Genomic DNA, 22,358 nt, shown 5'->3' on the forward strand with positions numbered 1-22,358 from the left:
GAACTGGCGTGTCCTGTCAGCGGAACGGTGCCGGCGGGAGGCCGCCGGTATACCAGGAGGTTCCACGACTTTCAGGAGGCGACCGGGATGGCCCGTGGCGCGGTGACCGTACTGTCCTTGCTGACCTGGTGGGTGCTGCTCTTCCTGCTCTACACAGTGCTGATCTCCTCCGTCTCGCCGCTGGAACTTGTGGTCGGCGGCCTCGCGGCGCTCCTCGGTGCGATCGCCGCTGAGGCGCTGCGGCGGGTCGAGCGGCCGCGGGGCACCGTGCGAGGGCTGCTCGCGGCCGGGGCGGCCTTCCCCGTGACGCTGCTGCGCGAGTGCGGGCAGCTCGCGTGCGCGGTCGCCGGCGTCATGTCCGGCCGGGGCTCCACCGGGCGCAGGGCGGCATTCCGTCTGGAGCCGGGGGCGAGCCCCGGCTGGGCGGCGGTGCTGCTGGCGGCGAGTCCGGGCGCGTGCGTCATAGACATCAGCCAGAAGGGAGGCCGGGGCGGTGAAGCGGAGTTGACGCTGCATCTGCTCGGTGGCGCCGTTTCGGGCGTGGAGCGGGCGCTGCCGGGAAGGCACGTTTCGTGAATGCCTGGTTGCTGGCCTCCTGTGTCCTGCTGCCCACCGGGATGGGGCCGTGTCTGTGGCGTGCCTGCCGGGGAGAACCCGCTGAGCGGCTGACCGGGATCACCCTGGGCGGCGCTGTGGCGGCCGCGGTGTTCCTGCTGGTCTCGCGCGGACTGAGCCGCCCCGCGTACGCCGATCTCGCCCTGGTGCTCGCGGTGCTGTCACCTGCGGGCACGCTCGTTTTCTGCCGCTGCCTGGCCGGCGGAGCCCGGCCGCTGCCGGGCCGTTCGCGGACGGAGGGCAGGTGACGTGGACATCCGTCAGATCTGTGCCGTGGCCCTGATGTGCTGCGGGTCGGCCGCCCTCGTGCTGTCGGTGCTCGCACTGCTCGTCCTTCCGGGGCCGTACGCGCGACTGCACGCGCTCGCTCCCGCCACCTCCCTCGGGCTGCCGCTGATCTGCCTCGCGCTGGCGGTGGACGCCGGACCCGGCCGCACGGCGGTCAAGTTTCTCTTCATCGCCGCTGTGATGGCGGTGACGGGCCCAGTGGTCACCATCTCCATCGCCCGCACCATCGGGGAGACCACCGGACACGAACCTCCGGGCGCCGAGCAGGGACCTCCGGCGTGAGCGGCGCCGCGGGCGGTGTCGACTTCCTGGTCGCTGTTTCCCTGCTTCTGGTCACGGTCGCGGCCACTTGCGCCGCCCTCACCCGTGACCCGGTGCGTCAGGCGGTGGTGCTGTCGGCCCTGGGGCTGTGCCTGGCCGTGTTGTTCCTGGCTGTCCAGGCGCCCGACGTGGCACTGTCGCAACTCGCGGTGGGCAGTGCGCTCACCCCGCTGCTCATTCTGCTGACGGTGCGCAAGGCGCGCCGGCTGCCGCGCGGCGACGGCCGGGATGGCCGGGGTGGCCGCGACGACCGGAAGGGGGGAGCGGCGGGTGACCAGGACGGTACGTAAAGGCGTCTTCTTCGCCGCTGCGACCGTGGTGGCGGTCGCGTTCGCCGCCGCGTGCACCGGACTCCCGCCGTTCGGCGCGCGCAGTCATCCGTACGGTGACCGGTCGGTCGCCGCTGCCATTCATCAGCGCACGGCCAACGTCATTTCCTCCATCAACTTCGACCAGCGGGCCCTGGACACCCTGGGGGAGGAGTCGATCCTCTTCGCGGCTGTACTGGGCGCCGTGGTGCTCCTGCGGCGCGCCCGCGACGAGGACCGCGAGGACCCCGAGCCGCAGTGGGTGATGCCGTCCACCCTGCTGCTCGGAGCGGGCCTGCTGCCCGTGACGGTCCTCGTCGGCATCTACGTGGTGGCGCACGGCCAGTTGACACCGGGTGGGGGATTCCAGGGCGGCGTCGTACTGGCCACCGGCCTGCACCTGGCGTACCTGGCGGCCGACTACCGCGTGTTGCGTCGCGTCCGCCCGCTGGCTCTGTACGGGGCTCTGGACGCCGTGGCGGCAGGTTCGTTCACCGTTCTCGGTCTGGCGGGCCTGATCGCGGGCGGGGCGTACCTGGAGAACACCCTTCCGCTGGGCACCTTCAACCAGCTTTCGTCCGGCGGCCTCGTACCCCTGGTGAACGCGGCTGTGGGGGTGGAGGTGGCCTCCGGGGTGATCGTGCTGCTCGCGCAGTTCCTGGACCAGGCAGTCGAGATCTCGTCCCCGCCCGACGACGGACAACATCCGCAGGAGGAATCGTGACCACGCTGCCCTTTCTCGCGGCCGGATGGATCTTCCTCGTCGGTGTGTACGGCATGGTGACCAGCCGTAACCTCGTGCACGCCGTCGGCTGCCTGGCCGTGGCCCAGTCGTCCACGTACGTCCTGCTGCTCGCCGTGGGGTACCGCCGGGGTGGCACCGCACCGGTCTTCGCGGACATCCCCCTGAGCTCCGTCGTGGTCGACCCCGTCGTGCAGGCGCTCGTCCTTACCGATGTCGTCGTCGGAGCGACGGTGACGGCCCTGCTGCTCAGCCTCGTCATCCAGATCCGCAAGCGCACCGGGACCCTCGACCCCGAGGCCCTGACCGGCCTGAAGGGCTGAGTGCGGCCCGTGCCAGGTACCGCCGACCTGCTGCCCCTCACCGTGGCGCTGCCCCTGCTGGGCGCGGCGCTGCTCGTTGTCGTCGGGCGTCTGCTGCCCCGCACCGTCAACGATGTGCTGGCACTCGCCGTCGCTGCCGCCACGTGCGCCGGGCTGCTGCTGGAGTGGCTGCGCGCCGGCGGCGGACGAGTGGTGTCCTGGTCGGGCGGCTGGACCATGACCGGCGGGGAGAGCGTCGGGATCGTTCTGGTCGGCGACCGGCTCGGTATCGGCCTGGCGCTGCTCGTCTCGGTACTGACCGTGGCCGTACTGGCCTACTCATGGCGGTATTTCGACGAACCTCCCGAGCGCCACCGCGGAGCGTTCCCCGCACTGCTGCTGCTCTTCGAGGCGGGCATGTGCGGATTCGCCCTCACCGGGGACCTCTTCAACGCCTTCGTCTTCTTCGAGCTGATGGGTGTGGTCGCGTACGCCCTCACCGGATTCCATGTGGAGGATCCCCGGCCGCTGCACGGCGCTCTCACCTTCGGCGTGGTGAACTCCCTGGCCGCGTACGCCTCGTTGCTCGGTATCGGGCTGCTCTACGCGCGAACGGGCGAACTCGGCATGGCTCAGATCAGCAGTCACCTCTCCGGGCACCGGGCCGACCCCCTCCTCGTCACCGCGTTCGTCCTGGTGACCACCAGCATGCTGGTCAAAGCTGCCATCGTCCCCTTCCACTTCTGGCTGCCCGACGCCCATGCCGTCGCCCCCACCCCGGTCTGCATGCTGATGTCCGGAGTGATGGTCGAACTCGGCGTGTACGGAACCGTGCGCATCTACCACGTCGTCTTCGCCGGACAGCACGGCATCCCGCCGGACGCGTTCGAGCACACCATGGTCGCCGCAGGGGCGGTGACGGGTGTCGTCGGAGCGGTGATGTGCTGGCAGCAGCGGCACCTCAAGCGGCTCCTCGCCTTCTCCACCATCGGCCATACCGGCCTGTTCCTGGTGGGCCTGGGCCTGCTCGGTCCTGACGGCGCGGCGGGCACAGCCGTCTACGTCGCAGGGCACGCCGGAGCGAAGGCCGCACTGTTCGGTCTTGTGGGCGTTCTGCTGGACAGATACGGGTCCGTCGATGAGCACGCGCTGCACGGCCGCGGCCGTGAACTGCGCGGAACCGGAGCGCTTTTCCTCGCGGGGGGCCTGGCGCTCGCCGGGCTTCCGCCCTTCGGTACCGGGCTGGGCAAATCACTCGCCGAGCACGCGGCAGGCGGGAGCGGGCCGTGGCTGCCCGCCCTGTACGTACTGGTGTCAGCGGTCACCGGCGCTGCCGTGCTCCGCGCCGGGCTGCGGGTGTTCTTCGGGGCGGGGCCGGTCCCCCGGCGTACCCACGCGGACCTGGAGACCAGCGGCGAGGGGGAGGAGCCCGAGGTGCGTGACCCCCGCCGGCCGGTGCCCCGCACGATGACGCTGGTACCTGCGGTCCTCATCGCCCTCTGTCTGGCGGTCGGGACGGTGCCCTCCGTCGCGGCCGCCGTCGCCGAGGGGGCGCGGGCCTTCACCGATCACGCCGGATACCTCGCGAGTGTCCGGCACGGCGGCGCCGGCGTTCCTGCCGCCGCCGCGCCCGAGGCGATCTGGACTCTGCCGGGCGTCCTGCTCGGCCTGCTGTCGGCGGGACTCGCCGTTGCCATGGCCTGCGCGGCGGTCTGGCGTCCCTCGCATGCGCTCCGGGGCGCCGGGCACCACCTGGTCGTACCCCTGCGCCGCCTGCATTCAGGGCTGCTCGGCGATTACCTGATGTGGCTGACGGTCGGCATGGCAGCCCTGCTCGTCGCTGTCGGCAGCCAGGTGTGACGGGTGGTCCGACCGGGCTGCTGTCCGCGCGTCCGCCGTATGGTCCAGCCGGAATGGCGCCGGTGACCTGATGGGGACTTGGCTGGAGGACAGCATGCCCCGCGCCTGCTCGGTACCGGTCCGCCGGCCTGGCGGCGCTCGGTCCTGGCCCGCCTTCCGTGGAGACCCACCATGTTCTGCGAACAGATTCTCCCAGCATCGGGCAACGTCTTCCGGCCGCCGCCCGCTCCCGGCGACGCGGCCATAGGGCGGCCGGGCGGATGCCAGGGATGACGGGGCCCGAAGTCGGCCACGGGGAGAAGCTGCTGCAGGAATTCCTGGACGCAGTGCACGCCACGGCGCCTACGAAGCTGCCGTCCCTGGTCGACAGCTACGCCACGAAACTGGGTGTGCGCAAGGTCGTCGTCTACCTGGTCGACCTTCAGCAGCGCCGGCTGACCCCGCTCTCCGGGGGAGAGCAGCTCCTCGTCGACCGGACCCGGGCGGGCCGTGCGTACCGCGCACTCGATCTGCGCGTGGAGGCGACCGCGGACGGCGCGCTGACCGCCTGGCTCCCTCTGGTCGACGGTGTGGAGCGCCTCGGTGTCATCGGTGTGCACACGGACTCGCTGGACAGCACGCTGCTGGACCGCTGCAGAGCTCTGGCCTCGATCCTCGCGATGGTCATCTCATCCAAGCGCACGTTCAGCGACCGGCTCGTGCAGCGGGCGCGCAGCGGCACGATGACCCTCCCGGCGGAAATGGTGCGCGCCCTGCTGCCGCCGCGCACCATCGGAAACGAATGGGCTGTCTCCACCGCGGTACTCGAACCCGCCTACGAGCTCGGCGGGGACGCCTTCGACCACTCGCTGACCGAGTCGACGCTGCACGCGGTGATCCTAGACGCCATGGGCCACAACCTCGCGTCCGGACTCACAACAGCGATCGCCATGGCCGGCTTCAGGAGCGCCCGCCGCAATGAAGCCGGGCTGCAGGAGTGTGTCGACACGGTCGACGAGGTGCTCGCCGAATGGCTGCCGGATCAGTTCTGCACCGGCATCGCCGTGCGGCTGGATCTGCTCAGCGGCGTCCTGGACTGGGTGAACTGCGGTCACCCGCCGCCCTTGCTCATCCGCGATCAGCAGGTGCTCGACCACGCGCTGGAATACCCGGGAGAGCCTCCGATGGGTGCGCCGGCCAAGCTGGCCGGCACACCGCGGGAGGTCCATCAGGTGACGCTGGAGCCAGGGGACCGAGTGCTGCTCTACACCGACGGCGTCACCGAAGCCCGTATCGATGACGGCCACGAGTTCGGGCTGACCGGCTTCACCGGATCCATCATCCGCGCCACCTCGGCGGGGGCGCTCGCCTCCGAAGCGCTCCGGCAGCTGATCCACTCCATCCTGGAGCGCCAGAGCGACACACTCCGCGACGACGCCACCATCCTGCTGATCGAATGGCGGCCACCCGTGCAACCGGGCTCCGGACCCGCCGAGTCCGCGGCGGGACACCGACACGCCGCAGACGTGGGGAAACACGCGGAAGTATGGAAGGCCGACGGCGCGGCAGAAGGACTTCAGGGGACCCGCGAGGACTGACGGGCCCTGAGGGGTGCCAGTGGGAAGAGAGGAGACCCGGCCGTATGTCTGCCTGGATCTGTGTGACCTGCGGTGTGCAGTACCCGGACACGCGACAGCCACCGGCGCACTGTCCGGTCTGCGAGGACGAGCGTCAGTACGTCGGCCCCGGGGGGCAGCGCTGGACCACGACGGGCGAGCTGGCCATCGACCACTCCTGCGAACTGCGGGAGGAGGAGCCGGACCTGGTCGGCATCGGTGTACGACCGTCGGTCGCGATCGGCCAGCGTGCGCTCCTGGTCCGCACGCCGCACGGCAATGTCCTGTGGGACTGTGTGCCCCTGCTCGACGATGCCGCGAGGCGGCAGATCGTCGGTCTGGGCGGAATCGATGCGATCTGCATGTCCCACCCGCACTTCTACGGCGCCAACATCGACTTCGCCGAGACTTTCGACGCCCGTGTCCTCATCCCGCGCGCGGACGCGAAGTGGATTCAACGGCCCTCGCACCGGATCGAGTTGTTCGACGACTACATCGAACCCGTCCCGGGAGTCACCCTGGCGCGGATCGGAGGCCACTTCGACGGTGCCTCGGTGCTGCACTGGCCCGCCGGGGCCGCAGGTAGAGGCGCGCTGCTGACCGGCGACACCGTCGCCGTCGTCCAGGACCGCCGCTGGGTCAGCTTCATGTGGAGCTTCCCCAACCTCATTCCCCTCGACGGACCCACCGTCGAGAACATCGCCCGCCGGGTCGAGCGCTTCTCCTTCGACCGTGTCTACGGAGGCTGGTGGGGACGCGTCGTGGTCGGCGACGGGGCCGCGGCGGTCCGGCGCTCGGCCGACCGCTACATCGCGCGGCTTCGAGGTGAACGGCCGCCCGGCTGAGAGGACTTCAGACCGGCGGCCCTGGTCCGGGTCGGCCGGGAGGGCAGAACCCTGTCAGGAGTGGGTGGAGTGGGAATCGCTGCCGCCGGTCCTGTGCCACATCCGGGTCGGCAAGCACGCGGTACGGTACGAATCAATGAATTGCACGGTGGCGCCCGGCGCCCTCATGGAGTTCGCGTCCTACTCCTGGTAGTTTCCCGGCTCGCTCGCTCGCGTACGGCCGTACCCCTTCATCTGATGGGGCGTGAGACGGCCGTTCTGCCGGCGCGGTACCGCGCGCGGCTCGGGGAATTCGCTGGTCTCGAAGACCGGACCGCCCTTCGGCTGCTGGGGCTGCTCCTCGGGGAGCGGCTTGGGGGACTCGCGCGCACTGAGCCTGCGGCCCCAGAGAAAGGCTGCGACGAGGACGCCGACCACGACAAGACCGGCGACCGGGAAGAGGACAACGCTCAATCCTGGTGATGCGGAAATTTCCAAGTGAGAAGCCATACGAGGCGGTTACCCGGAAGCGGAGGCCGATAACATCGCTTTCCCGCAGGCCGGACGACGGCGTGATTCAAGCCGTCCTGGAACGGCTTCGCCGGTGTTTTCCGGCATCAACCCACCGGCCCGGTTCGCGTTGCCAACCGGGCCAGGTCGTCGCCGAAACCGCCGACCGCCCGGGGGTGCAGTCGGCTCGACGTCTCGACCGGGCAGGCCGGAGTGCGCAGCACCCGGTGGCCGCCGAGTTCCAGTGCGCTGACAAGCGCGTGGTCCTCGCCCGACAGAAGAGAGGGAAAGCCGCCGACCTGCCGGTAGGCGTCGGCGGCCACCCCGAGGTTGGCGCCGTGGACGTGGGGGTGGCGCCAGGGCAGTCCGCGTGCGGGGCGTGACGCGTTGTAGAGCCGACGGTGACGGTCGGCGAGCTCGGGTACCGGTGGCCAGTGCGTCACCGTCACCGTGCCGACCACGGCTGCCCAGCCGGCGCGAGCCTGGGAGAGCTGGAACGCGAGCCAGTCGTGCGGAACAGCACTGTCGGCGTCGGTGGAGGCGAGCCAGGTGACGTCGGCGGGAGCCCCCAGCGCGGCCATGGCGTGCTGTGCGGCGACCGCGCGGGCTCTGCCCGGGTTCCGTGATTCCAGGTGCAGCACGTCGGCACCCGCTCTCCTGGCCACCTCCGCCGTGTCGTCGACGCAGGCGTCGGCTGCCACGACCGTCAGCACGCGCAGTTCTGCCAGGGCGGGGTGACGAGCGGCAGCGTTGACCGCGGCGAGAGCACGGGGCAGTAGCCCTTCCTCGTTGTGCGCGGGGATGAGCACCGCGATCGCTTCCGGCCTCATGTCAGCCCTTCCCGCCCGGCCGGCGACGGCGGCCGGGCGCCGTCAGGGCCCAGCCGGCCGAATGTCTGCAGGACGAAGTCGTCCTCGCGGTGGTCGGCTGTCAGCGTCAGACCGGGCACCCGCGCGAGGACCGGCGCGAGATCGTCCCCGGTGGCCAGGTGACCGTCAGCCGGATGGTTCCAGTGGACGGTGATGAGTGTGCCGCCGGGCTCCAGCGCGCGGACCGAGTGCCGCAGCAGAAGGTCCAGCGCAGCGGGGTCGAAGTAGTAGAGCAGCTCGGAAAGGACGATGAGGTCGAAGGTGCCGTCCGGCCACTGTTCGGGCAGAACCCGGTGCTCCACCGTTACGTTGGAGCACTCGGCAGTACGCTGCGCCGCCGTGGCGGCGGCGGACGGGACCCGGTCGCACGCGAGCAGCGCGTCGCACCGTTCAGCGAGCCGCAGCGTCAGCTCGCCCACCGAGCAGGCCGGTTCGAAGGCGCTCCGGTACCGGGGCCGGGGGAGGGCGGCGACGGTGAGGTCGTACTTGCGGCGCTCGTACCAGCGCTCGGCCAGGTGCCACGGGTCGGCCGAGTGCTCGTACATCGTTTCGAAGTAGGAAGCGGGTGTGCTCACCGGAACACCACCTCCGCAGAGCGCAGATGATGGGCGATCTCCTCGGGCGGCAGGATCGCGGCATCGCCCGGCGCCGGTCCGAGCGGGCTGATCTGGCTGGTGAAACGGTTGATCGCCGCGGTTTTCCGGGCCACCGCCACAGGCGGCAGAAGGATGCGGGCGGCATCCGCCCAGGGCACCCGGGGGTCGCCGGGGCGAGCCCAGTGCCACATCCAGACCGGGTAGTGCAGGCAGGGCACTCCGGCTGTGTCCGAGGCGGCGAGTGCCGCACGGCCCGCGGCCTCGTGGTCGGGGTGGATGTCCCCGGCCCAGGGCGCGGCACAGAGGACGGCCCCTGCCACTACGTCCGCAAGCATGCCGGCGACACGGTTCTCGTGGCGGGCCACCTCGGTGTCCGGGACATGAAGCGGCACGATGTCCGCGTCTGCGGCCCCGAGGTCGTCCAGCGCGGCGCGCGTTTCCTCGGCGCGTATGCGCGCGAGCGATTCGGGGGTCTCCACGCGGCTGTGGGGATGGGAGCGTTCTCCGTCGGTCACGGTGACAACCGTCAGGTCGAGCCCTGCGGCCGCCAGCAGGCTGATGGAGCCGCCGAAACCCAGGACTTCGTCGTCGGGGTGCGCCGCGACCACGACAGCGCGTCCAGCGGCCGGCAGCCTGAACTCCGGCAGCGCGTCCCATCCGGCCCACGCCCGCCACTCGCTCTCCTCGGTACCCGGTGCCTGGATCGGATCGGGCACCGGCTCCCGCTCTCCGCGCGTCATCGGAGGTCCTCCTCGGGCTCCGGGCGGGCGACGAGGCCGCCGAGCTCCGCGAGGTTGGCCTCGGCGTGGTGCTGGCGGAGATAGACGCCCAGATCGGCGACGTTGCGGGCGTGGCGCAGGTCGTGGCAGAGGGGGCCGGCACCGGTGGCCCGGCCCACGTGGGCCAGCGTCGCGCTGCACGCCTCTTCGACGAAGGCGCGCACGCGCAGACTGCGCACCCTGGCCGTTCCTCCGCTGTCCAGGGGGTCCCGGTCTATTTCGGCCGCTGCCTGGTGCAGCAGGGCACCCGCCGCGTGGAGCCGCATGTCGACAGCGCCCAGATGGGCGTCGGCGTGCGGGTCCGTCCTGCGATGTGCCGCGCTCCTCAGGGTGTCGGCGACCGCCAGCGCGCCGCCGTACCAGCAGGCGGCCACACCGATGCCGCCGTGCTGGAACCCCGGACGCTGTACGTAAGCCTCCACGCCGCCGACGGGCACGGCGGGCAGATCCCTGATCCGTACGTCGGGGGTGTCGCTGCCGGCCATGCCGATCGCCTGCCATGTGCCCTTCACCGGCCGGCAGCCGGGGCCGTCGGTGCTGACGGCGAAGAGCCGTCGGCCCTCCTCGGCGGTAGCGGTGATGAGGGCGTGGGTGCAGCTGTGGGCCCCGGAGCAGTACTGCTTGAGACCGTTCAGGAGCCAGCCGTCTTCGGTACGGGTGGCGGTGACGCCTTCACCGGGCGGTTCAGCCGCCCACACACCCCATCGTTCGCCGGTGCCGGGAGCGGGGCCCCGGAGTTCCGCGAGGATGGCCACCGCGTCGACATGACCTTCCACGAGTCGCGCCAGACAGAGGTCCTCCTGGGCGACGGACCAAAGGGAAGTCAGTCGGCGGGCGGTATTTCCGGCGCCGGGCAGGGGAAATTCCAGCGTGCCGCAGGCAATGTCCTTCACAACGGCGGAAAACCGTTGCGCGGTTTCCCGGCGGGCCGCCCCCGGGCTTATTCCGGAATCCTCGTCCAGTTCGCCGTCCCATTCGATTCCGGGCTCCAGCGGAGTGGTGGCCTCACCCATCCGATTTCCCCTTCGCGTACGAAAGCGAACTCGTATGAGGCTGGTCTCTGCCCGCCGGTGCTGCTCGGACGAGGCAATTCCGGCAGGGCCGGCCGGGGGTTCGGTGCATGTCGGTCTCCTCTGCCGTGACAGGTAACAGATGCCGTACGGCACACACCCTCAGTTGCGCGGTGGCTCCGCGGGCGAGGGCTGGGCTTTCGGGCGTCTCAGGCGCGGTCGACCCTCGTACTGTGACATGTGGTCGCGGAGTCGGCTCGCTGTCTCCGAGTGCCCCCCGCGGCGTGATGCAAGCACTGCTTCCGGCGGATTTCGACGCAGCCGGTCCCACCGGGTACGGGAGGCAGGCACAGGCCCGTGTGCCGTCACGCCCGTCCGCCGCCGCCTTCGCGGGCGCGGACCTGGAGGGCGGAGCGGGGCCCTGCCGGTGGCCGCAGTCTTCACGACAAGTCCACAAAGACTCATCTTGGCAGGTGCTGGTCCAGGCCATAGCCTACGTGACGCATCGCGCTCGGTAATGGCTCGTTTCGAGCAGAAATCGACATAGCGAGTGCGCGGGCCGGCGTGGATTCCGCTGCCGCTTCGACGGGGCGTGCGGTCGCTCACCGCTGCACTCCGGACGGGAGACACCATGCCCACGACGTTCCGGATCGCCGCATTAATTGCTGCGGCGTCACTTGGCGCGGCGGCCCTCGCCGCACCTGCCTCGGCGCACGCGCCGGAAAAGACGGTCCTCACACCCTACGGACGCGTACCCCAGTCCGACGTCGTGCAGGTCGACAACCACCAGAGCCTCGAAGTGGTCGACGGGCAGGTGGAGAAGGTGGACCTGCGCAGCCGTACCGTCCTCGCCCGCCTCGGCGCGGCGGCCACCGGCCCGGCCTCGGCCGACCCCTACCGTCATGCCGCGAGCCTGCGTGCGCGGGCCGGTATCGCGGCCCGGACGGACGATGCCGGTCTGGGTGGCAACTGCCCGGCCGACTGGGGCCAGAAGAACATCCAGTCGTTCAGCACCACCTGGACGGTGCCGCCCAAACCTGCGGACTCGACCAGCACGACGACATACTTCATCTGGAACGGGCTGGCCGGCGGTGCGTTGCAGCCGGTGCTCCAGTGGGGCAACGGAACCGCGGCCTACCAGATCGCGAACTGGTACTACGTCGGCGGCAAGTACGCGCACGGCACCTATCTGAGTGTCGCGCCCGGCGCGTCGCTGACCGGCAGAATCGACTACGTCTCGCAGGGCAACGGCACCTACACCTACAAGGAGTCGTTCGCCGGACATCCGTCCGCGGATGTCACCGTGAACCGGACCAGTGTCGCCGACGGTGTCATCGAGTGCTTCGAGCCGTACACCGACGGAGACGCGTCGAAGAACCCGGATGCACCCGATGTGGCGATGAAGAACATCGACCTGACCGACCAGCCCGGACACACCGCACCCCCCACCATCGCGTGGACCGGCGACAGTTCCGCTGCCGGTACCAAGGTCGTCAACGGCAGCAGCTCGAACGGTGAGGTGGATCTCTACTTCAACGGCATGTAGGCGCACTCCGGCCGGCCTGCAGGGCTGTCGGTACCCGCCGTACCCGCAGCCCTGCCGACCGCCTGCCACCCGGGGCCTCCGGGCGGACGGGGCAACGTCAGACGCGGCCCACGAGTTCGTAGCCTGCCTCGTCGACGGCGGCGCGGACGGCCTCGTCGTCCAGTGCGGCGGACGAGGTGACCGTCACCCGGCCGGTCGAGGCGACGGCCTCGGCGGAGGTGACACCGGCGATGGCCGAGATCTCCTCCGACACGGCGCCTTCGCAGTGACCGCAGGTCATGCCGGTCACCTGGAATGTGGTGGTGACGGCGTTGCCCGCGACGCCGGTCGAGGTGCTGGGGCCGGAGTCTGTCTGGGAGGCCATGGTTTCTTCCTTACGGGTTGCTGTGTGCGTGCGCGCCGGACGGGGTGAGGGGTTCCCCGGCGCGTTCCGAAGACACCGACACCGTACCCGAGGGGGGTATTCCCGTGTGTCGGCGCCCTGCCGGCCGGGATCCGCCCTGCGGGCTGTCTCACGCCGCGGGGCGCGGCACTCCGGGAGGTTCAGTGGTCGTGGGGCCCGGCGTGGTGGATGGGGCCGTGGGAGTCCTCGCAGTGCGGCCCGCTCTCGTCCGGCGGGGCAGGGGAGAGGGTGACGTCCTGGTGTCGTTCGGTGGCGCGTGCGTGGTCGACCTGGAGTGTGGTGTGGGTGATGGCCCACTTGTTCTCCAGCAGTTGTTCGAGATCGCGTCGCAGGGCATGGCAGTCGCCGCCGGGAGAGGCGAGGACATGTGCGGACAGGGCCGTCTGCTCCGAGTTGATCTGCCACACGTGCAGGTCGTGGACTTCCACGACACCGTCCTGGGCGGCGAGCTGATCACCGACGATGTCGGGGTCGGTGCCGGCGGGGGCAGCTTCGAGGAAGATGCGCCCCGAGGCGCGGACCAGGCCGGTGCCGGCGCGGAGCATGAGGGCCACCACGACCAGGGTGGCGAGGGCGTCGGCGCGGGAGAAGCCGGTGGTCAGTACGATCACGCCGGCGATGGCGGTGGCGATGAAGCCGTACAGGTCGGTGAGGATGTGCTGATAGGCGCCCTCCACGTTGAGGCTGGTGCGGTTGGCCTTGGAGATGCACCAGGCGGCCAGGAGATTGACGACGACGCCGACGAGTGCCGTGACGAGAACCGGGCCGCCGGTGACCGGGGGCGGGGCGATCAGGCGCTGCACGGCTTCGTAGGCCAGCCAGACGGCGAGCAGCAGCAGCGTGATGCCGTTGGCCTGGGCGGAGAGGATCTCGGCGCGTTTGAGGCCGAACGTGTACCCGCCTCTGGCGGGGCGGGCCGCCAGACGCATCGCGATCAGCGCCAGGACGATGGACGCGGCGTCCGTGAGCATGTGTGCGGCGTCGGAGATCAGAGCCAGCGAGTGGGCGGTCAGGCCGACGACGACTTCACCGGCCATGAAGCCGACGATCAGCGTGAGGGCGGCGCCGAGCCAGCGGCGGTCCGCGTCCTGGGCCACGCCGTGGCTGTGCCCGTGGTCGCCCGTGTCCGGATGTCCGTCGTGGTCGTGGCTGCTCACGTCATGCCCCCTGTGCGGTCGAAGAGGGGCAGTGAACCCCAGTACGGGCCGCCGGTGCAAAGCCTGCATCGATGTCGGTTACCAGTGTCGATAACACCGTCCTGCTTGCCGTCCCGGCGGGCGCTCCGGTGTCCGGCCCGGTCCGCGCGTCCCGCAGCTGCACTGCCCGGCGGTGAGGGCCGGTCGGACGCGGGATACCTTGCAGGGGTATCGTACCGCCGGGTGGCGGCCACGCGTCGCCCGGAACGGCCCAGCCGGCACGGCGGAAGCGGGGAGAGCCAGTGGACACCGGAGCCGCACGCGGGCGGCGCACCGCCCTACTGCTCGCGGTGTGCGCGGTGCTGCTCGGCCTGTTCCTCATGCACGGTGCTCCGGCCGCCGCTGCCGGCGGCTGTCACGGGGCGATGTCCATGGACGCCGTCATGCCGGGCGGCCACGATGATTCCGCGATGGTGCCTTCCGCCGCCATCCCGGCGGCGGCCCACCCCGGACCCGCGGTCCGGTCCACGACCGAGTCGGGCATGCGCGGGGCGGTGTGCGTCTCGACCCCCGCACGCGACCTCACCCCGCTGAGGTCGGCCGGTCTCATGGGCGTGGCCGCTCCGGCGGCCCCGGCCGCCCGGTCGCTCCCCGGCAGGCCGGCGCGCGCGGGGCGGACCTGCCGGCGTGGGCCACCGATAAGCGGGAGAAGTCTGCTGCTACGGGTCTGCGTCGCGCGAGCGTGACAGGGCCGCGCTGGCCCCCGGCCGACGAGGCCGGGCGCCGGCAACGGGCCCTGCTCACTGCGCGTGCCCCAGGGGTACGCGCACACCCGGAAAGACCTGACATGTCTGTTTTCCTGTATCTCCCGGAACGTCGCCGTGTCGCCGCCGCCGCAGGCGTCGCCGCTGCTCTTGCCCTCGCGCTCGCGTCCTGCGGCTCCGGCACCGAGCATTCGTCCATGCCCGGAACGCGGCACGGGAGCAGCGCCACTGCCTCCGTGCCGGGTGGCTTCAACGAAGCGGACGTTGCGTTCGCGCAGATGATGATCCCGCACCACGAGCAGGCCGTGTCGATGGCCGAACTGGCCGACGGCCGGGCATCGGACCGGGAGATCAAGAGCCTGGCCGCGGACATCGAGAAGGCCCAGGGGCCTGAGATCAACACGATGCGGGGCTGGCTGAGGTCGTGGGGCAAGTCCCCTTCCCCGTCCATGGATCACGGTATGCCGGGCATGGACCACGGGGGCGAAACCGCCATGCCGGGCATGATGTCCGGCAAGGCCATGGCCGGGCTCAAGGCCGCCAAGGGCGAGGACTTCGACAGGAGGTTCGCCGAGCTGATGATCGGGCATCACGAGGGCGCGGTCACCATGGCCGGCGACGAGCGGAAGAACGGCCGTAGCCCCGCCGCCAGGAAGCTCGCCGGCGCTGTGGTGAGGACTCAGCAGGCCGAAATCGGCACGATGCACAAGATCCTCGACCGGCTCTGAGGGCTCCGCGCCCCGCGACCAGCCGTTCGTGATCCCCGTTCCGGGCCCCTCGTCGCAGAGGCCCGGAACGGGCCGCCCGCAGGACCGGTAGGCCTCTCTACCTGCCCCGGCCTCCGCCGGGCGCCGGTTGCTGCGGGCGTGGCAGTGTCTCCGGCGCCCGGTGGGGGCGCAGATCTCTGAGCACGGACTCGACCTCGAAGAGAAGCGACTGGTAGGAGACCAGGCGCTGCCATTCGGGGTCGGGGGCGCCCGGCACCGTGGCGCCGCGGGCCGTCCACTGGGCGGCCAGCTCGTAGTACAGAGGTGTCTGGCTCTCGGTCCTGCCGCGTGCGTGCGCGCCGGACTGTCCCCCGCGCGACGGATGGGGGACTTGAGGCGCCGTCGGCTGCGGCACGGAGGCCGGTGGGGCGGTGGGTGCCCGATGGGCGTGTGCGGGAGGCGGAATGAATACCGCTGAGCCTCTGGCCGTGGTGGTAGCGGGCGCGCGTGCGTTCATGACGGGCGTAACGACCGCTGTCCGCTGGGGTAACTCAAATGGAACGGAACGATAAACTGGGATTTCACCTTTTACGGTGCAATCCATTCTGAAGTAGCTTCAAAATGGGTGATAGCACGTTGATACGGGCATGGATCCGAGGGAGCTGTGGGAGCGCCATGCCGTGCTGGCACAGGCGTTCTGCGCGAATGACGAGGAGGTGCGCCGTGCCCAGGGCGCACTCGACGAGGGACACGCGGTGCGTACGCGGACGCTTGCCGCGTTCGCGGTGACGCTGGGAAGCGACGGGACCGTGGCCGGGCTGCTGGGGCTCACCGAGCGTGAAGTGCGCCTTGCCCGGCGCACTGTGGGCAAGGACGACGCGAGGGCGGTGGCACAGGCACTCCTGGCGGAGCGCGACGCCGAGCAGCCTGAGCCGCCGCCCCCGGCCGACTGCGCGGACAGCGGTCAGATCCAGCCGGATCTGGAGGCCGGGCAGCCGTTCCACGTCACCATCCCGGCTCCACGCCCCTCGCACGTCCCGCCCGGTGTCCCCGACGACACGGTCCAGGAGCCTGCGTCCTCGCCCGCTGTGGACGCCGTTCTTGTCGGCGCCTGGAGCACAGGTGTCGATCTCTCCGTACTGGCCAACGAGCTCGGTCTCGACCTCTCCCACCTCGTCGCGAGGGCGCGGTATCTGGAGGCCCAGGGCCGTCTCACGTACGCCGCGCCGCCTCCCGCCGACCGCTCGGGGCGCCATCGCCGCGGCGGCGCCGGCGCCGAGCCGTCGGCCCCTGCCCAGCCGCAGCAGTGGTACTACCCTGCCCAGCAACAGCCGGCCCACCAGCAGGCTCCCTGGGACCAGCAGTCCCCGCTCGCCGATTTCACCACCGCCCCGATGCACGACTGGGACGGCATCCTGAACCAGTGGGACACGACCTCCAACCAGACGCTCTCCTGGCAGGGCCGCATGTGATCCCGGTGTCCGTCGTGCACACTGGCCGTGTGCCCACAGACGACGCGGAGGACCGGCTCGCGGCGGTCAGACAGGATCTTGAGCGGGCGACCGCCCGTCTGCGGCTGCTGTCCGACGCGAGCACGGCTCTGTCCAGCGTTCTCGACGCGGACGAGGCACTCAACCGGCTGGCACGGCTCATCGTCCCGCAGGTGGCCGACGCGTGCGTGGTGGATCTGGTCGTCGACGGCGGAGTGCGCCGGCTGACCGTGGTCCAGCGTGACCCGGCACGGGAACTGCCGCAGCCACCGGAGAGCCTCCCCTGGTCCGACGACTTCGACGCACCGCTGGCGCGGGTGCTCCGTGGTGCCGGAGCGGTGGCGGTGACCGGTTTCGGAACGCATACGGCGGTCGGCCCCCTCCAGTCCGCACAGCTGGAGCTCTACCGTGCGCTCGACGCCACGGGCGTGCTCATCGTGCCGCTCCAGGTGCGCAGAGAGGTCTTCGGCGCGCTCAGCCTCATCCGTACCGCATCCACCGAACCCTTCGGCGACGAGGAGACCTCCCTCGCGGCCGACCTGGGCCACCGGGCAGGACTCGCGGTCGAGAACGCCCGGCTGTACGCCATCCAGCTGCGCACGGCCGAGCAGTTGCAGCTGTCGCTCCTCCCCGACCTGTCGGGAATCGAGCACCTGGAACTCGCCGCGCGGTATGTGCCGGCGCGGGAGGGGGCCGAGGTCGGCGGTGACTGGTTCGATGCCTTCAGGCTCTGCGACGGCTCCACCGTGCTGGCCATCGGCGATGTCGTCGGACATGACCTGACCGCCGCGGTGGGGATGGGACAGCTGCGCAACATGCTGAGGTCGCTGGCGTACGACAGCGGAGACTCACCGGCCGGTGTGATGCGCCGGCTGGACGGGGTCATGCAGGGGCTGAGCACCACCGAACTGGTGACGGGCGTCATCGCACGTGTCTATACGCCCCCCACCGGGCCGTGGTTCGTGCACTGGACCAACGCGGGGCACCCGCCACCGCTGCTGACCAGCACCGCCGACGGCAGCAGGCTGCTGGAGGAGGGGCTGGCCCCGGTTCTCGGAGTGGATCCCGCCATCGAGCGGGAAGACGCGCTGACCGTGCTGGAACCGGGCTCCACTCTGCTGCTGTACACGGACGGGCTCATCGAACGGCCCGGCGAGGACATCGGGCGGGGGTTCACCAGGCTGCGTCAGCACGCCGCCAATCTCGCGGCGGAGCCGCTCCAGACCTTCTGCGACGAGCTGCTGGCGCGGCTCACGGACGGCCACTTCGACGACATCGCGGTCCTGGCGCTGCGCGTTCCCCCCGAACTGTAGGAGGGCAGCACCCGGCGCTCAGTCGTCCCAGGTGCCACTACCCGTGCTGTCGGCCTCGTCCGCCGGGCCGTCCGCCCCGTCCTCGCCGCCGTTGTCCCTGCGGCGCCGCCGGACGTACCGGATCGCGAGTACGACGACGACCAGCGCCACGAACACCAGGGCGGCCCCCCGGCCGACGAAGCGTTCGATGCTGCTGTACGCGTTTCCCGCGGCGTAACCGATCAGGGTGAAGCCGACACCCCAGACCAGCCCGCCCAGCGCGTTGAAGAGCAGGAAGGTCCGGTAGCGCATGCCCGAGGCGCCGGCGAGTGCCGGCATGACCGCACGGAAGAACGCCACGAAACGGCCGAGGAACACCGCCACCGGTCCTCTGCGACGGATCAGGTCCCGGGCGGATTCGATGCTTCTCCGGTGGCGGCGCAGGGACTGTGCCGCCAGCAGCCTCGGACCGAACCTGCGGCCGATCTCGTAACCGACGGAGTCGCCGGCGATGGCCGCCGCGACCACGATCAGGGCGAGCCAGTAGATGGACACCTGGTGCTGCGCGGCGAGCACACCCCCGATGACGGCTGCGCTCTCGCCGGGGATGACGAAGCCGAAGAACAGCGCGTCCTCGCAGAAGACCAGCCCGGCGACGACGGCGTAGACGGCCGCTCCGGACAGCCCTGCCAGCCAGTCGGTGATCGTGCCCACCGGGGCGTCCTCCTCGATCCTCTGCAGTTCCCCGCGGTCCTCGCACACCGCAGGGCCTGGTGTCCGAGGCTGTCAGCCGACGCGCTGTTCCGCACCACGGGGGCCGCAGGCGCCGGGGGCCGGCACGGTGCCGCACGGTATGATCCGGACAGCGGAAGGCCGGTGGCCTCTCGCGCGGCGGTGGGGCCCGCCGTACCCGAACTGCGGTGATCGTGCCGCCGACGGTCCCTACTTGCGATGGTGCGCCCTGACGCGCGCCGTGTCCGCCGAGTAGGAGAACCGCATGCCGAAGACCCCCGTTACGACGGTGGGAGATATCGCCGGGGCTGGTCCCGACGGCGGATTCCACGTACCCGTACAGCGTGACGAGCCGCGGCCCGCCGTTCAGGGCGCGGTCCTGGCCGCGGTCTCTGCCGGCGGTGTCGCCGGGGCGTCCGCGCGGTACGGTGCCTCGCTCCTGTGGCCCACCGCCGACGGGGCCTTTCCCTGGACGACGTACGCCGTCAACACCTTGGGCTGCGCCCTCATCGGGGTGTTGATGGTGCTCGTCACCGAGGGCCGGACGCCCCACCGGCTCGTGCGCCCCTTCTTCGGTACCGGAGTCCTGGGCGGTTTCACCACCTTCTCCACGTACACCGTGGACATCCGGCGTCTGGCCGAAGACGGACACGCCCGAACCGCACTGGGCTGTCTGGCGCTGACACTGTTCTCGGCGCTGGCGGCCGTCGGGGGCTCGGCCACGCTGACCCGCCGTCTCGTCACCCGGAGGCGGCGATGACCCGCGACGGTGCCGTGGGCATCCGCGAGGCCGTCTCCCGTACCGACCGCGAAGGTGAGGAACGTTGGACTGGCTGCTCATGATCGTCGGAGCCGCGGTCGGCGCTCCGCTGCGCTATCTCACCGACCGGAGGATCCAGTCGACCCACGACACCCTCTTCCCGTGGGGAACCTTCGCCGTCAACGTGGCCGCCTGCCTCACCCTGGGGCTCGTCACCGGCGCGGTAGCCGCCGGGGCGGCGGCGTCCCAGGTGCAGCTGCTGGTCGGGACAGGGCTCTGCGGGGCGTTGTCCACGTACTCGACGTTCTCGTACGAGACCTTGCGGCTGGCCCAGGACGGGGCCCGCTTCCTCGCCGCTGTCAACGTCGTGGCGAGTGTGGTGGCGGGTCTGGGAGCGGCGTTCGCCGGAGCCCTTGTCGCGCAGGCGGCCTGGGGGTGAGGCTCCGGTGCACCGTTGTCAGCCGGCGGCGTGCGCCCCGGCCGCCCCGGCGGTCAGGACGGGGGCCAGTACGCCCGTGCGCAGCCGCTCGACCAATGGGGTGGCGAGGCGGCGCAGAGCCAGACTGGTCAGAAGGGCGACGGGCAGAGCGAGGAGCGCCGAGCCGAGGACGTCATGGGGGTAATGGGCGCCGACGTAGACACGGGTGAAGCCCTCGAAGAGCGCGAAGAGCGCTGCGACGGCGCACAGCTTCCGGTTCAGCAGGTAGAGGGCCGCGACAGTGGCCGCGGCTGTCGTGGTGTGACCGCTGGGGAAGGCGTAGTCGGACGGGACCGGGCAGGTCTCCACGATGAACGCGTGGGGCACCGAGCGGCACGGTCTGACCTCCGAGACGAGTTTCTTCACCACCTCGGCCACGCCGAAGGCGACCACCACGCTGACCGGCACGGCCAGCGCCAGTGCCATGGACGCGCTGTCGCGGCGCCGGGCCTGCCACCAGCCGACGACCATGAGGACTGCGAACACGCCGAGGCCGACGGTGGTCCACCACTCCACCGGGCCGTTCAGCCACCTGGTGTCCCGCGCGAGGTCCGTGACGGTGGTGAACAGCGAGCCGTCGATATGTGAGCCGTCGAAGGCCAGGGGCACCGGGGGGACAGCGGTCATCAGGCGGAACTCCCGGGCTCGGTCGGGGCTGCCCGCTCCGCGGGAGAGGTGCGGTGGCCACGGGCTCGGTCTATCTACAGGACTGTAGACGGTGCCCCGAAGCGAGCCAAATCATGGACGCCGGGTGACATCTCGCCCAACAGCGGCGGCGGGTACCGCTCAGAGGGCGGGCGAGTCGAAGTGGGGCTCGCCCGCCAGCAGGCCGGATACGTCGGTGTCCACCGGCAGCTCCTGAGCAGCCGCATTCCGGGTGAACAGGACACCCGGACGTTCCCCGCTGAGCGTGGCCGCCGCTCCCACCACGCGCAGCCAGCTGCCCTCGCGCAGCCCCAGCACGGGAACGTCGTTCTCCTCCAGGAATTCCGTCAGGCGTTCCGCGCGCGTCTCGCCCTTGTGCGTGCTGTCCGGGTCCGGGTCCAGGTAGTGGGGGTTGATCTGGAAGGGCACGAGGCCCAGCGCGTCGAAGGAGGGCGGCTGCACGATGGGCATGTCGTTGGAGGTGCGGAGTGTGGGGGCGGCCATGTTGGTGCCCGCGCTGGCACCCATGTAGGGAAGCCCGCCGCGCACGGCCTCGCGTACGGCGTCACGCAGGCCCGTACGGTACAGCGCGCTCAGCAGCCGGAAGGAGTTGCCGCCGCCGATGAACACGGCGTCGGCGGCGGCGAGTTCGGCCACCGGGTCGCTGTTCTCGTGGACACCGCGCACCGAGATTCCGGCCGGCTCCAGGGCGCCGCGCACGCGTGCGGTGTACGTGTCGTGGTCGGCCAGCGCGTAGGGGACGAAGGCGAGTCGGGCGCCCTGCGGCAGGAAGCCGGTGACGGTGTCCAGGGCGTGTTCCAGGTAACCGCGTCCGTACTGGGTGGAGTTGGACAGGAGGAGCAGGTTCACGGTGGCGCTCTTTCGGAGAGGGTGAAGTGGGACCGGTGGGCCCGGGGCCGATCCGGTGGTCCGGGAAGGGTCAGGCGCGGGGGCGTCTGGTGCGCTGGGGCGGATGGGTGAGCCGCTTCTCCAGCTGCTGGGCGGCCTGTCTGAGGCTGTCGAGCCGGGGTTCGGGGCCGTCAGGGAAGCGCTGCTCGGCGCCGCCGAGGCTGAGACTTCCGTAAGGCTCCCGGCCGAGGAAGACCGGGACGGCGAGGGTGGCGATTCCGCTGTCGTACTCGCCGACCGTCCAGGCGTACCCCTGGGCGCGGATGCGGAGGAACTCCTGCTCCAGCAGATCGGCGTCGGTCACCGTCCGGTCGGTGAAGCGGGCCATCGGGCGGGCGCGGAAGAGCCGGTGGCGCTGGTCGTCGGGAAGGAACGCGTAGTAGGACTTGCTGGTCGCGCCCGCGTGCGCCGGATACAGCTCGCCGACCAGGGGGTAGTACCGCAGCGGCCCCGCCTCACCCTCCTCCGCCGCCACGCAGCGCATGTGGAAGCTGTCCGGCAGGCAGAACAGGACGGTGTCGCCGGTGGCGCGGCACAGCTCGTCCAGTACCGGCCCCGCCAGCAGTTCGAGGGATCCCGAGCGCTCCCACTGCCGGCTCAGCCGCAGTACGGCGGGGCCGATGCGGTAGCGCCTGGTCGCCGGGTCGGACACCAGGAAGCCGCGGCCCGCCAGCGTCGACAGCAGCCGCTGGGCTACGGAGGTGTCCCAGCCGAACTCGGCGGCCACCTCGGTGACGCCCCAGTCGGGCCGGGTCCGCTCGAAGGCCAGCAGGACGAGCAGCGCGCGGTCGACGGTCTGCAGCGCGCCCGCGGGTTTGCGGCGGTCCAGATCGATCTCGGCCATCGTCATCTCACCATCCAGACCCTAATTGCAAAT

28 protein-coding genes are annotated in these 22,358 nt (G+C 71.0%); 16 read left to right on the forward strand and 12 right to left on the reverse strand.

Features of this window, described 5'->3' with window-relative positions; genetic code table 11:
• The first annotated feature begins 87 nt into the window (after window positions 1-87).
• The 9 genes from OG584_RS32520 (at window position 88) to OG584_RS32560 (ending at window position 6,876) form a co-directional block, all read left to right on the forward strand.
• Window positions 88-576 (forward strand): hypothetical protein, encoded by a 489-nt coding sequence (locus OG584_RS32520; protein WP_405783200.1) that lies wholly within the window; start codon window positions 88-90, stop codon window positions 574-576.
• Window positions 573-863 carry a monovalent cation/H+ antiporter complex subunit F gene (locus tag OG584_RS32525; protein ID WP_405783202.1) on the forward strand — a complete coding sequence of 97 codons (291 nt, stop codon included), beginning with the start codon at window positions 573-575 and terminating at the stop codon, window positions 861-863. The genes OG584_RS32520 and OG584_RS32525 overlap by 4 nt, the downstream gene beginning before the upstream one ends.
• Window position 864: 1 nt before the next feature.
• Complete coding sequence (locus OG584_RS32530; protein ID WP_405783204.1) at window positions 865-1,185, forward strand: cation:proton antiporter; 321 nt, start codon at window positions 865-867, stop codon at window positions 1,183-1,185.
• Window positions 1,182-1,514, forward strand: coding sequence for a Na(+)/H(+) antiporter subunit B (locus OG584_RS32535; protein ID WP_405783206.1), 333 nt, complete (start codon window positions 1,182-1,184; stop codon window positions 1,512-1,514). Before OG584_RS32530 ends, OG584_RS32535 begins: the two co-directional genes overlap by 4 nt.
• Window positions 1,495-2,256 (forward strand): MnhB domain-containing protein, encoded by a 762-nt coding sequence (locus OG584_RS32540; protein WP_405783208.1) that lies wholly within the window; start codon window positions 1,495-1,497, stop codon window positions 2,254-2,256. Before OG584_RS32535 ends, OG584_RS32540 begins: the two co-directional genes overlap by 20 nt.
• The gene (locus tag OG584_RS32545) at window positions 2,253-2,597 is read left to right on the forward strand and encodes a sodium:proton antiporter (RefSeq protein WP_405783210.1); all 345 of its coding nucleotides are present in this window, start codon (window positions 2,253-2,255) and stop codon (window positions 2,595-2,597) included. The genes OG584_RS32540 and OG584_RS32545 overlap by 4 nt, the downstream gene beginning before the upstream one ends.
• 9 nt (window positions 2,598-2,606) lie before the next feature.
• Window positions 2,607-4,436 (forward strand): complex I subunit 5 family protein, encoded by a 1,830-nt coding sequence (locus OG584_RS32550; protein ID WP_405783212.1) that lies wholly within the window; start codon window positions 2,607-2,609, stop codon window positions 4,434-4,436.
• 269 nt (window positions 4,437-4,705) lie between these two features.
• Complete coding sequence (locus OG584_RS32555; RefSeq protein ID WP_405783214.1) at window positions 4,706-6,013, forward strand: PP2C family protein-serine/threonine phosphatase; 1,308 nt, start codon at window positions 4,706-4,708, stop codon at window positions 6,011-6,013.
• 44 nt (window positions 6,014-6,057) lie between these two features.
• Window positions 6,058-6,876 carry an MBL fold metallo-hydrolase gene (locus tag OG584_RS32560; protein WP_405783216.1) on the forward strand — a complete coding sequence of 273 codons (819 nt, stop codon included), beginning with the start codon at window positions 6,058-6,060 and terminating at the stop codon, window positions 6,874-6,876.
• A 180-nt stretch (window positions 6,877-7,056) separates the two neighbouring features.
• Here the strand turns inward: OG584_RS32560 and OG584_RS32565 are convergent, their stop codons facing one another.
• From OG584_RS32565 to OG584_RS32585, 5 genes are all read right to left on the reverse strand, one after another.
• Complete coding sequence (locus OG584_RS32565) at window positions 7,057-7,365, reverse strand: DUF6479 family protein (RefSeq protein ID WP_405783218.1); 309 nt, start codon at window positions 7,363-7,365, stop codon at window positions 7,057-7,059.
• Window positions 7,366-7,472: 107 nt separating this feature from the next.
• On the reverse strand, window positions 7,473-8,195 hold the full coding sequence (locus tag OG584_RS32570) for a glycosyltransferase (protein WP_405783220.1): 723 nt from the start codon (window positions 8,193-8,195) through the stop codon (window positions 7,473-7,475).
• Window positions 8,192-8,809 (reverse strand): SAM-dependent methyltransferase, encoded by a 618-nt coding sequence (locus OG584_RS32575; protein ID WP_405783222.1) that lies wholly within the window; start codon window positions 8,807-8,809, stop codon window positions 8,192-8,194. The genes OG584_RS32570 and OG584_RS32575 overlap by 4 nt, the downstream gene beginning before the upstream one ends.
• Window positions 8,806-9,570, reverse strand: a complete 765-nt coding sequence (locus OG584_RS32580) for a PIG-L deacetylase family protein (RefSeq protein WP_405783224.1) — start codon at window positions 9,568-9,570, stop codon at window positions 8,806-8,808. The genes OG584_RS32575 and OG584_RS32580 overlap by 4 nt, the downstream gene beginning before the upstream one ends.
• Window positions 9,567-10,622: an acyl-CoA dehydrogenase gene (locus tag OG584_RS32585; protein ID WP_405783226.1), complete on the reverse strand. Its 1,056-nt coding sequence runs from the start codon at window positions 10,620-10,622 to the stop codon at window positions 9,567-9,569. The genes OG584_RS32580 and OG584_RS32585 overlap by 4 nt, the downstream gene beginning before the upstream one ends.
• Window positions 10,623-11,250: 628 nt before the next feature.
• Between OG584_RS32585 and OG584_RS32590 the strand changes: the two genes are divergently transcribed.
• Window positions 11,251-12,165, forward strand: coding sequence for a hypothetical protein (locus OG584_RS32590; RefSeq protein WP_405783228.1), 915 nt, complete (start codon window positions 11,251-11,253; stop codon window positions 12,163-12,165).
• Between the two features lie 97 nt (window positions 12,166-12,262).
• Here OG584_RS32590 and OG584_RS32595 read toward each other — a convergent pair whose 3' ends face one another.
• Both OG584_RS32595 and OG584_RS32600 read right to left on the reverse strand, forming a co-directional pair.
• Window positions 12,263-12,529 (reverse strand): heavy-metal-associated domain-containing protein, encoded by a 267-nt coding sequence (locus OG584_RS32595; RefSeq protein WP_405783230.1) that lies wholly within the window; start codon window positions 12,527-12,529, stop codon window positions 12,263-12,265.
• A gap of 179 nt (window positions 12,530-12,708) precedes the next feature.
• Entirely contained in the window at window positions 12,709-13,725 is a 1,017-nt protein-coding gene (locus OG584_RS32600) for a cation diffusion facilitator family transporter (RefSeq protein WP_405783232.1), read from the reverse strand.
• A gap of 281 nt (window positions 13,726-14,006) precedes the next feature.
• On the opposite strand from OG584_RS32600, the gene OG584_RS32605 reads away from it, so the two are divergent.
• Window positions 14,007-14,450: a hypothetical protein gene (locus OG584_RS32605; protein WP_405783234.1), complete on the forward strand. Its 444-nt coding sequence runs from the start codon at window positions 14,007-14,009 to the stop codon at window positions 14,448-14,450.
• A gap of 101 nt (window positions 14,451-14,551) precedes the next feature.
• Window positions 14,552-15,196, forward strand: a complete 645-nt coding sequence (locus OG584_RS32610; RefSeq protein WP_405783236.1) for a DUF305 domain-containing protein — start codon at window positions 14,552-14,554, stop codon at window positions 15,194-15,196.
• A 97-nt stretch (window positions 15,197-15,293) separates the two neighbouring features.
• Here the strand turns inward: OG584_RS32610 and OG584_RS32615 are convergent, their stop codons facing one another.
• Window positions 15,294-15,590 (reverse strand): hypothetical protein, encoded by a 297-nt coding sequence (locus OG584_RS32615; protein WP_405783238.1) that lies wholly within the window; start codon window positions 15,588-15,590, stop codon window positions 15,294-15,296.
• A 232-nt stretch (window positions 15,591-15,822) separates the two neighbouring features.
• Here OG584_RS32615 and OG584_RS32620 point away from each other — a divergent pair, with 232 nt between their 5' ends.
• Together OG584_RS32620 and OG584_RS32625 are read left to right on the forward strand one after the other, a co-directional pair.
• Complete coding sequence (locus OG584_RS32620) at window positions 15,823-16,647, forward strand: hypothetical protein (protein WP_405783239.1); 825 nt, start codon at window positions 15,823-15,825, stop codon at window positions 16,645-16,647.
• Window positions 16,648-16,676: 29 nt separating this feature from the next.
• Complete coding sequence (locus OG584_RS32625; RefSeq protein WP_405783241.1) at window positions 16,677-17,978, forward strand: PP2C family protein-serine/threonine phosphatase; 1,302 nt, start codon at window positions 16,677-16,679, stop codon at window positions 17,976-17,978.
• Window positions 17,979-17,996: 18 nt separating this feature from the next.
• Here OG584_RS32625 and OG584_RS32630 read toward each other — a convergent pair whose 3' ends face one another.
• The gene (locus OG584_RS32630; RefSeq protein WP_405783243.1) at window positions 17,997-18,671 is read right to left on the reverse strand and encodes a DedA family protein; all 675 of its coding nucleotides are present in this window, start codon (window positions 18,669-18,671) and stop codon (window positions 17,997-17,999) included.
• A gap of 283 nt (window positions 18,672-18,954) precedes the next feature.
• Between OG584_RS32630 and OG584_RS32635 the strand changes: the two genes are divergently transcribed.
• The gene (locus OG584_RS32635) at window positions 18,955-19,449 is read left to right on the forward strand and encodes a fluoride efflux transporter FluC (RefSeq protein WP_405783245.1); all 495 of its coding nucleotides are present in this window, start codon (window positions 18,955-18,957) and stop codon (window positions 19,447-19,449) included.
• A 64-nt stretch (window positions 19,450-19,513) separates the two neighbouring features.
• Window positions 19,514-19,888: a fluoride efflux transporter CrcB gene (gene crcB / locus OG584_RS32640; RefSeq protein WP_405783247.1), complete on the forward strand. Its 375-nt coding sequence runs from the start codon at window positions 19,514-19,516 to the stop codon at window positions 19,886-19,888.
• An 18-nt stretch (window positions 19,889-19,906) separates the two neighbouring features.
• Here the strand turns inward: crcB and OG584_RS32645 are convergent, their stop codons facing one another.
• The 3 genes from OG584_RS32645 to OG584_RS32655 all read right to left on the reverse strand — a co-directional run bounded on the left by OG584_RS32645 (window position 19,907) and on the right by OG584_RS32655 (window position 22,331).
• Window positions 19,907-20,554 carry a phosphatase PAP2 family protein gene (locus tag OG584_RS32645; RefSeq protein WP_405783248.1) on the reverse strand — a complete coding sequence of 216 codons (648 nt, stop codon included), beginning with the start codon at window positions 20,552-20,554 and terminating at the stop codon, window positions 19,907-19,909.
• Between the two features lie 159 nt (window positions 20,555-20,713).
• Window positions 20,714-21,442, reverse strand: a complete 729-nt coding sequence (pepE, locus tag OG584_RS32650) for a dipeptidase PepE (protein WP_405783249.1) — start codon at window positions 21,440-21,442, stop codon at window positions 20,714-20,716.
• A 70-nt stretch (window positions 21,443-21,512) separates the two neighbouring features.
• Window positions 21,513-22,331: an IclR family transcriptional regulator gene (locus OG584_RS32655; RefSeq protein ID WP_405783250.1), complete on the reverse strand. Its 819-nt coding sequence runs from the start codon at window positions 22,329-22,331 to the stop codon at window positions 21,513-21,515.
• Between the last annotated feature and the right edge of the window lie 27 nt (window positions 22,332-22,358).

It is taken from the genome of Streptomyces sp. NBC_00859, assembly GCF_045161865.1.
GTDB lineage: Bacteria > Actinomycetota > Actinomycetes > Streptomycetales > Streptomycetaceae > Streptomyces.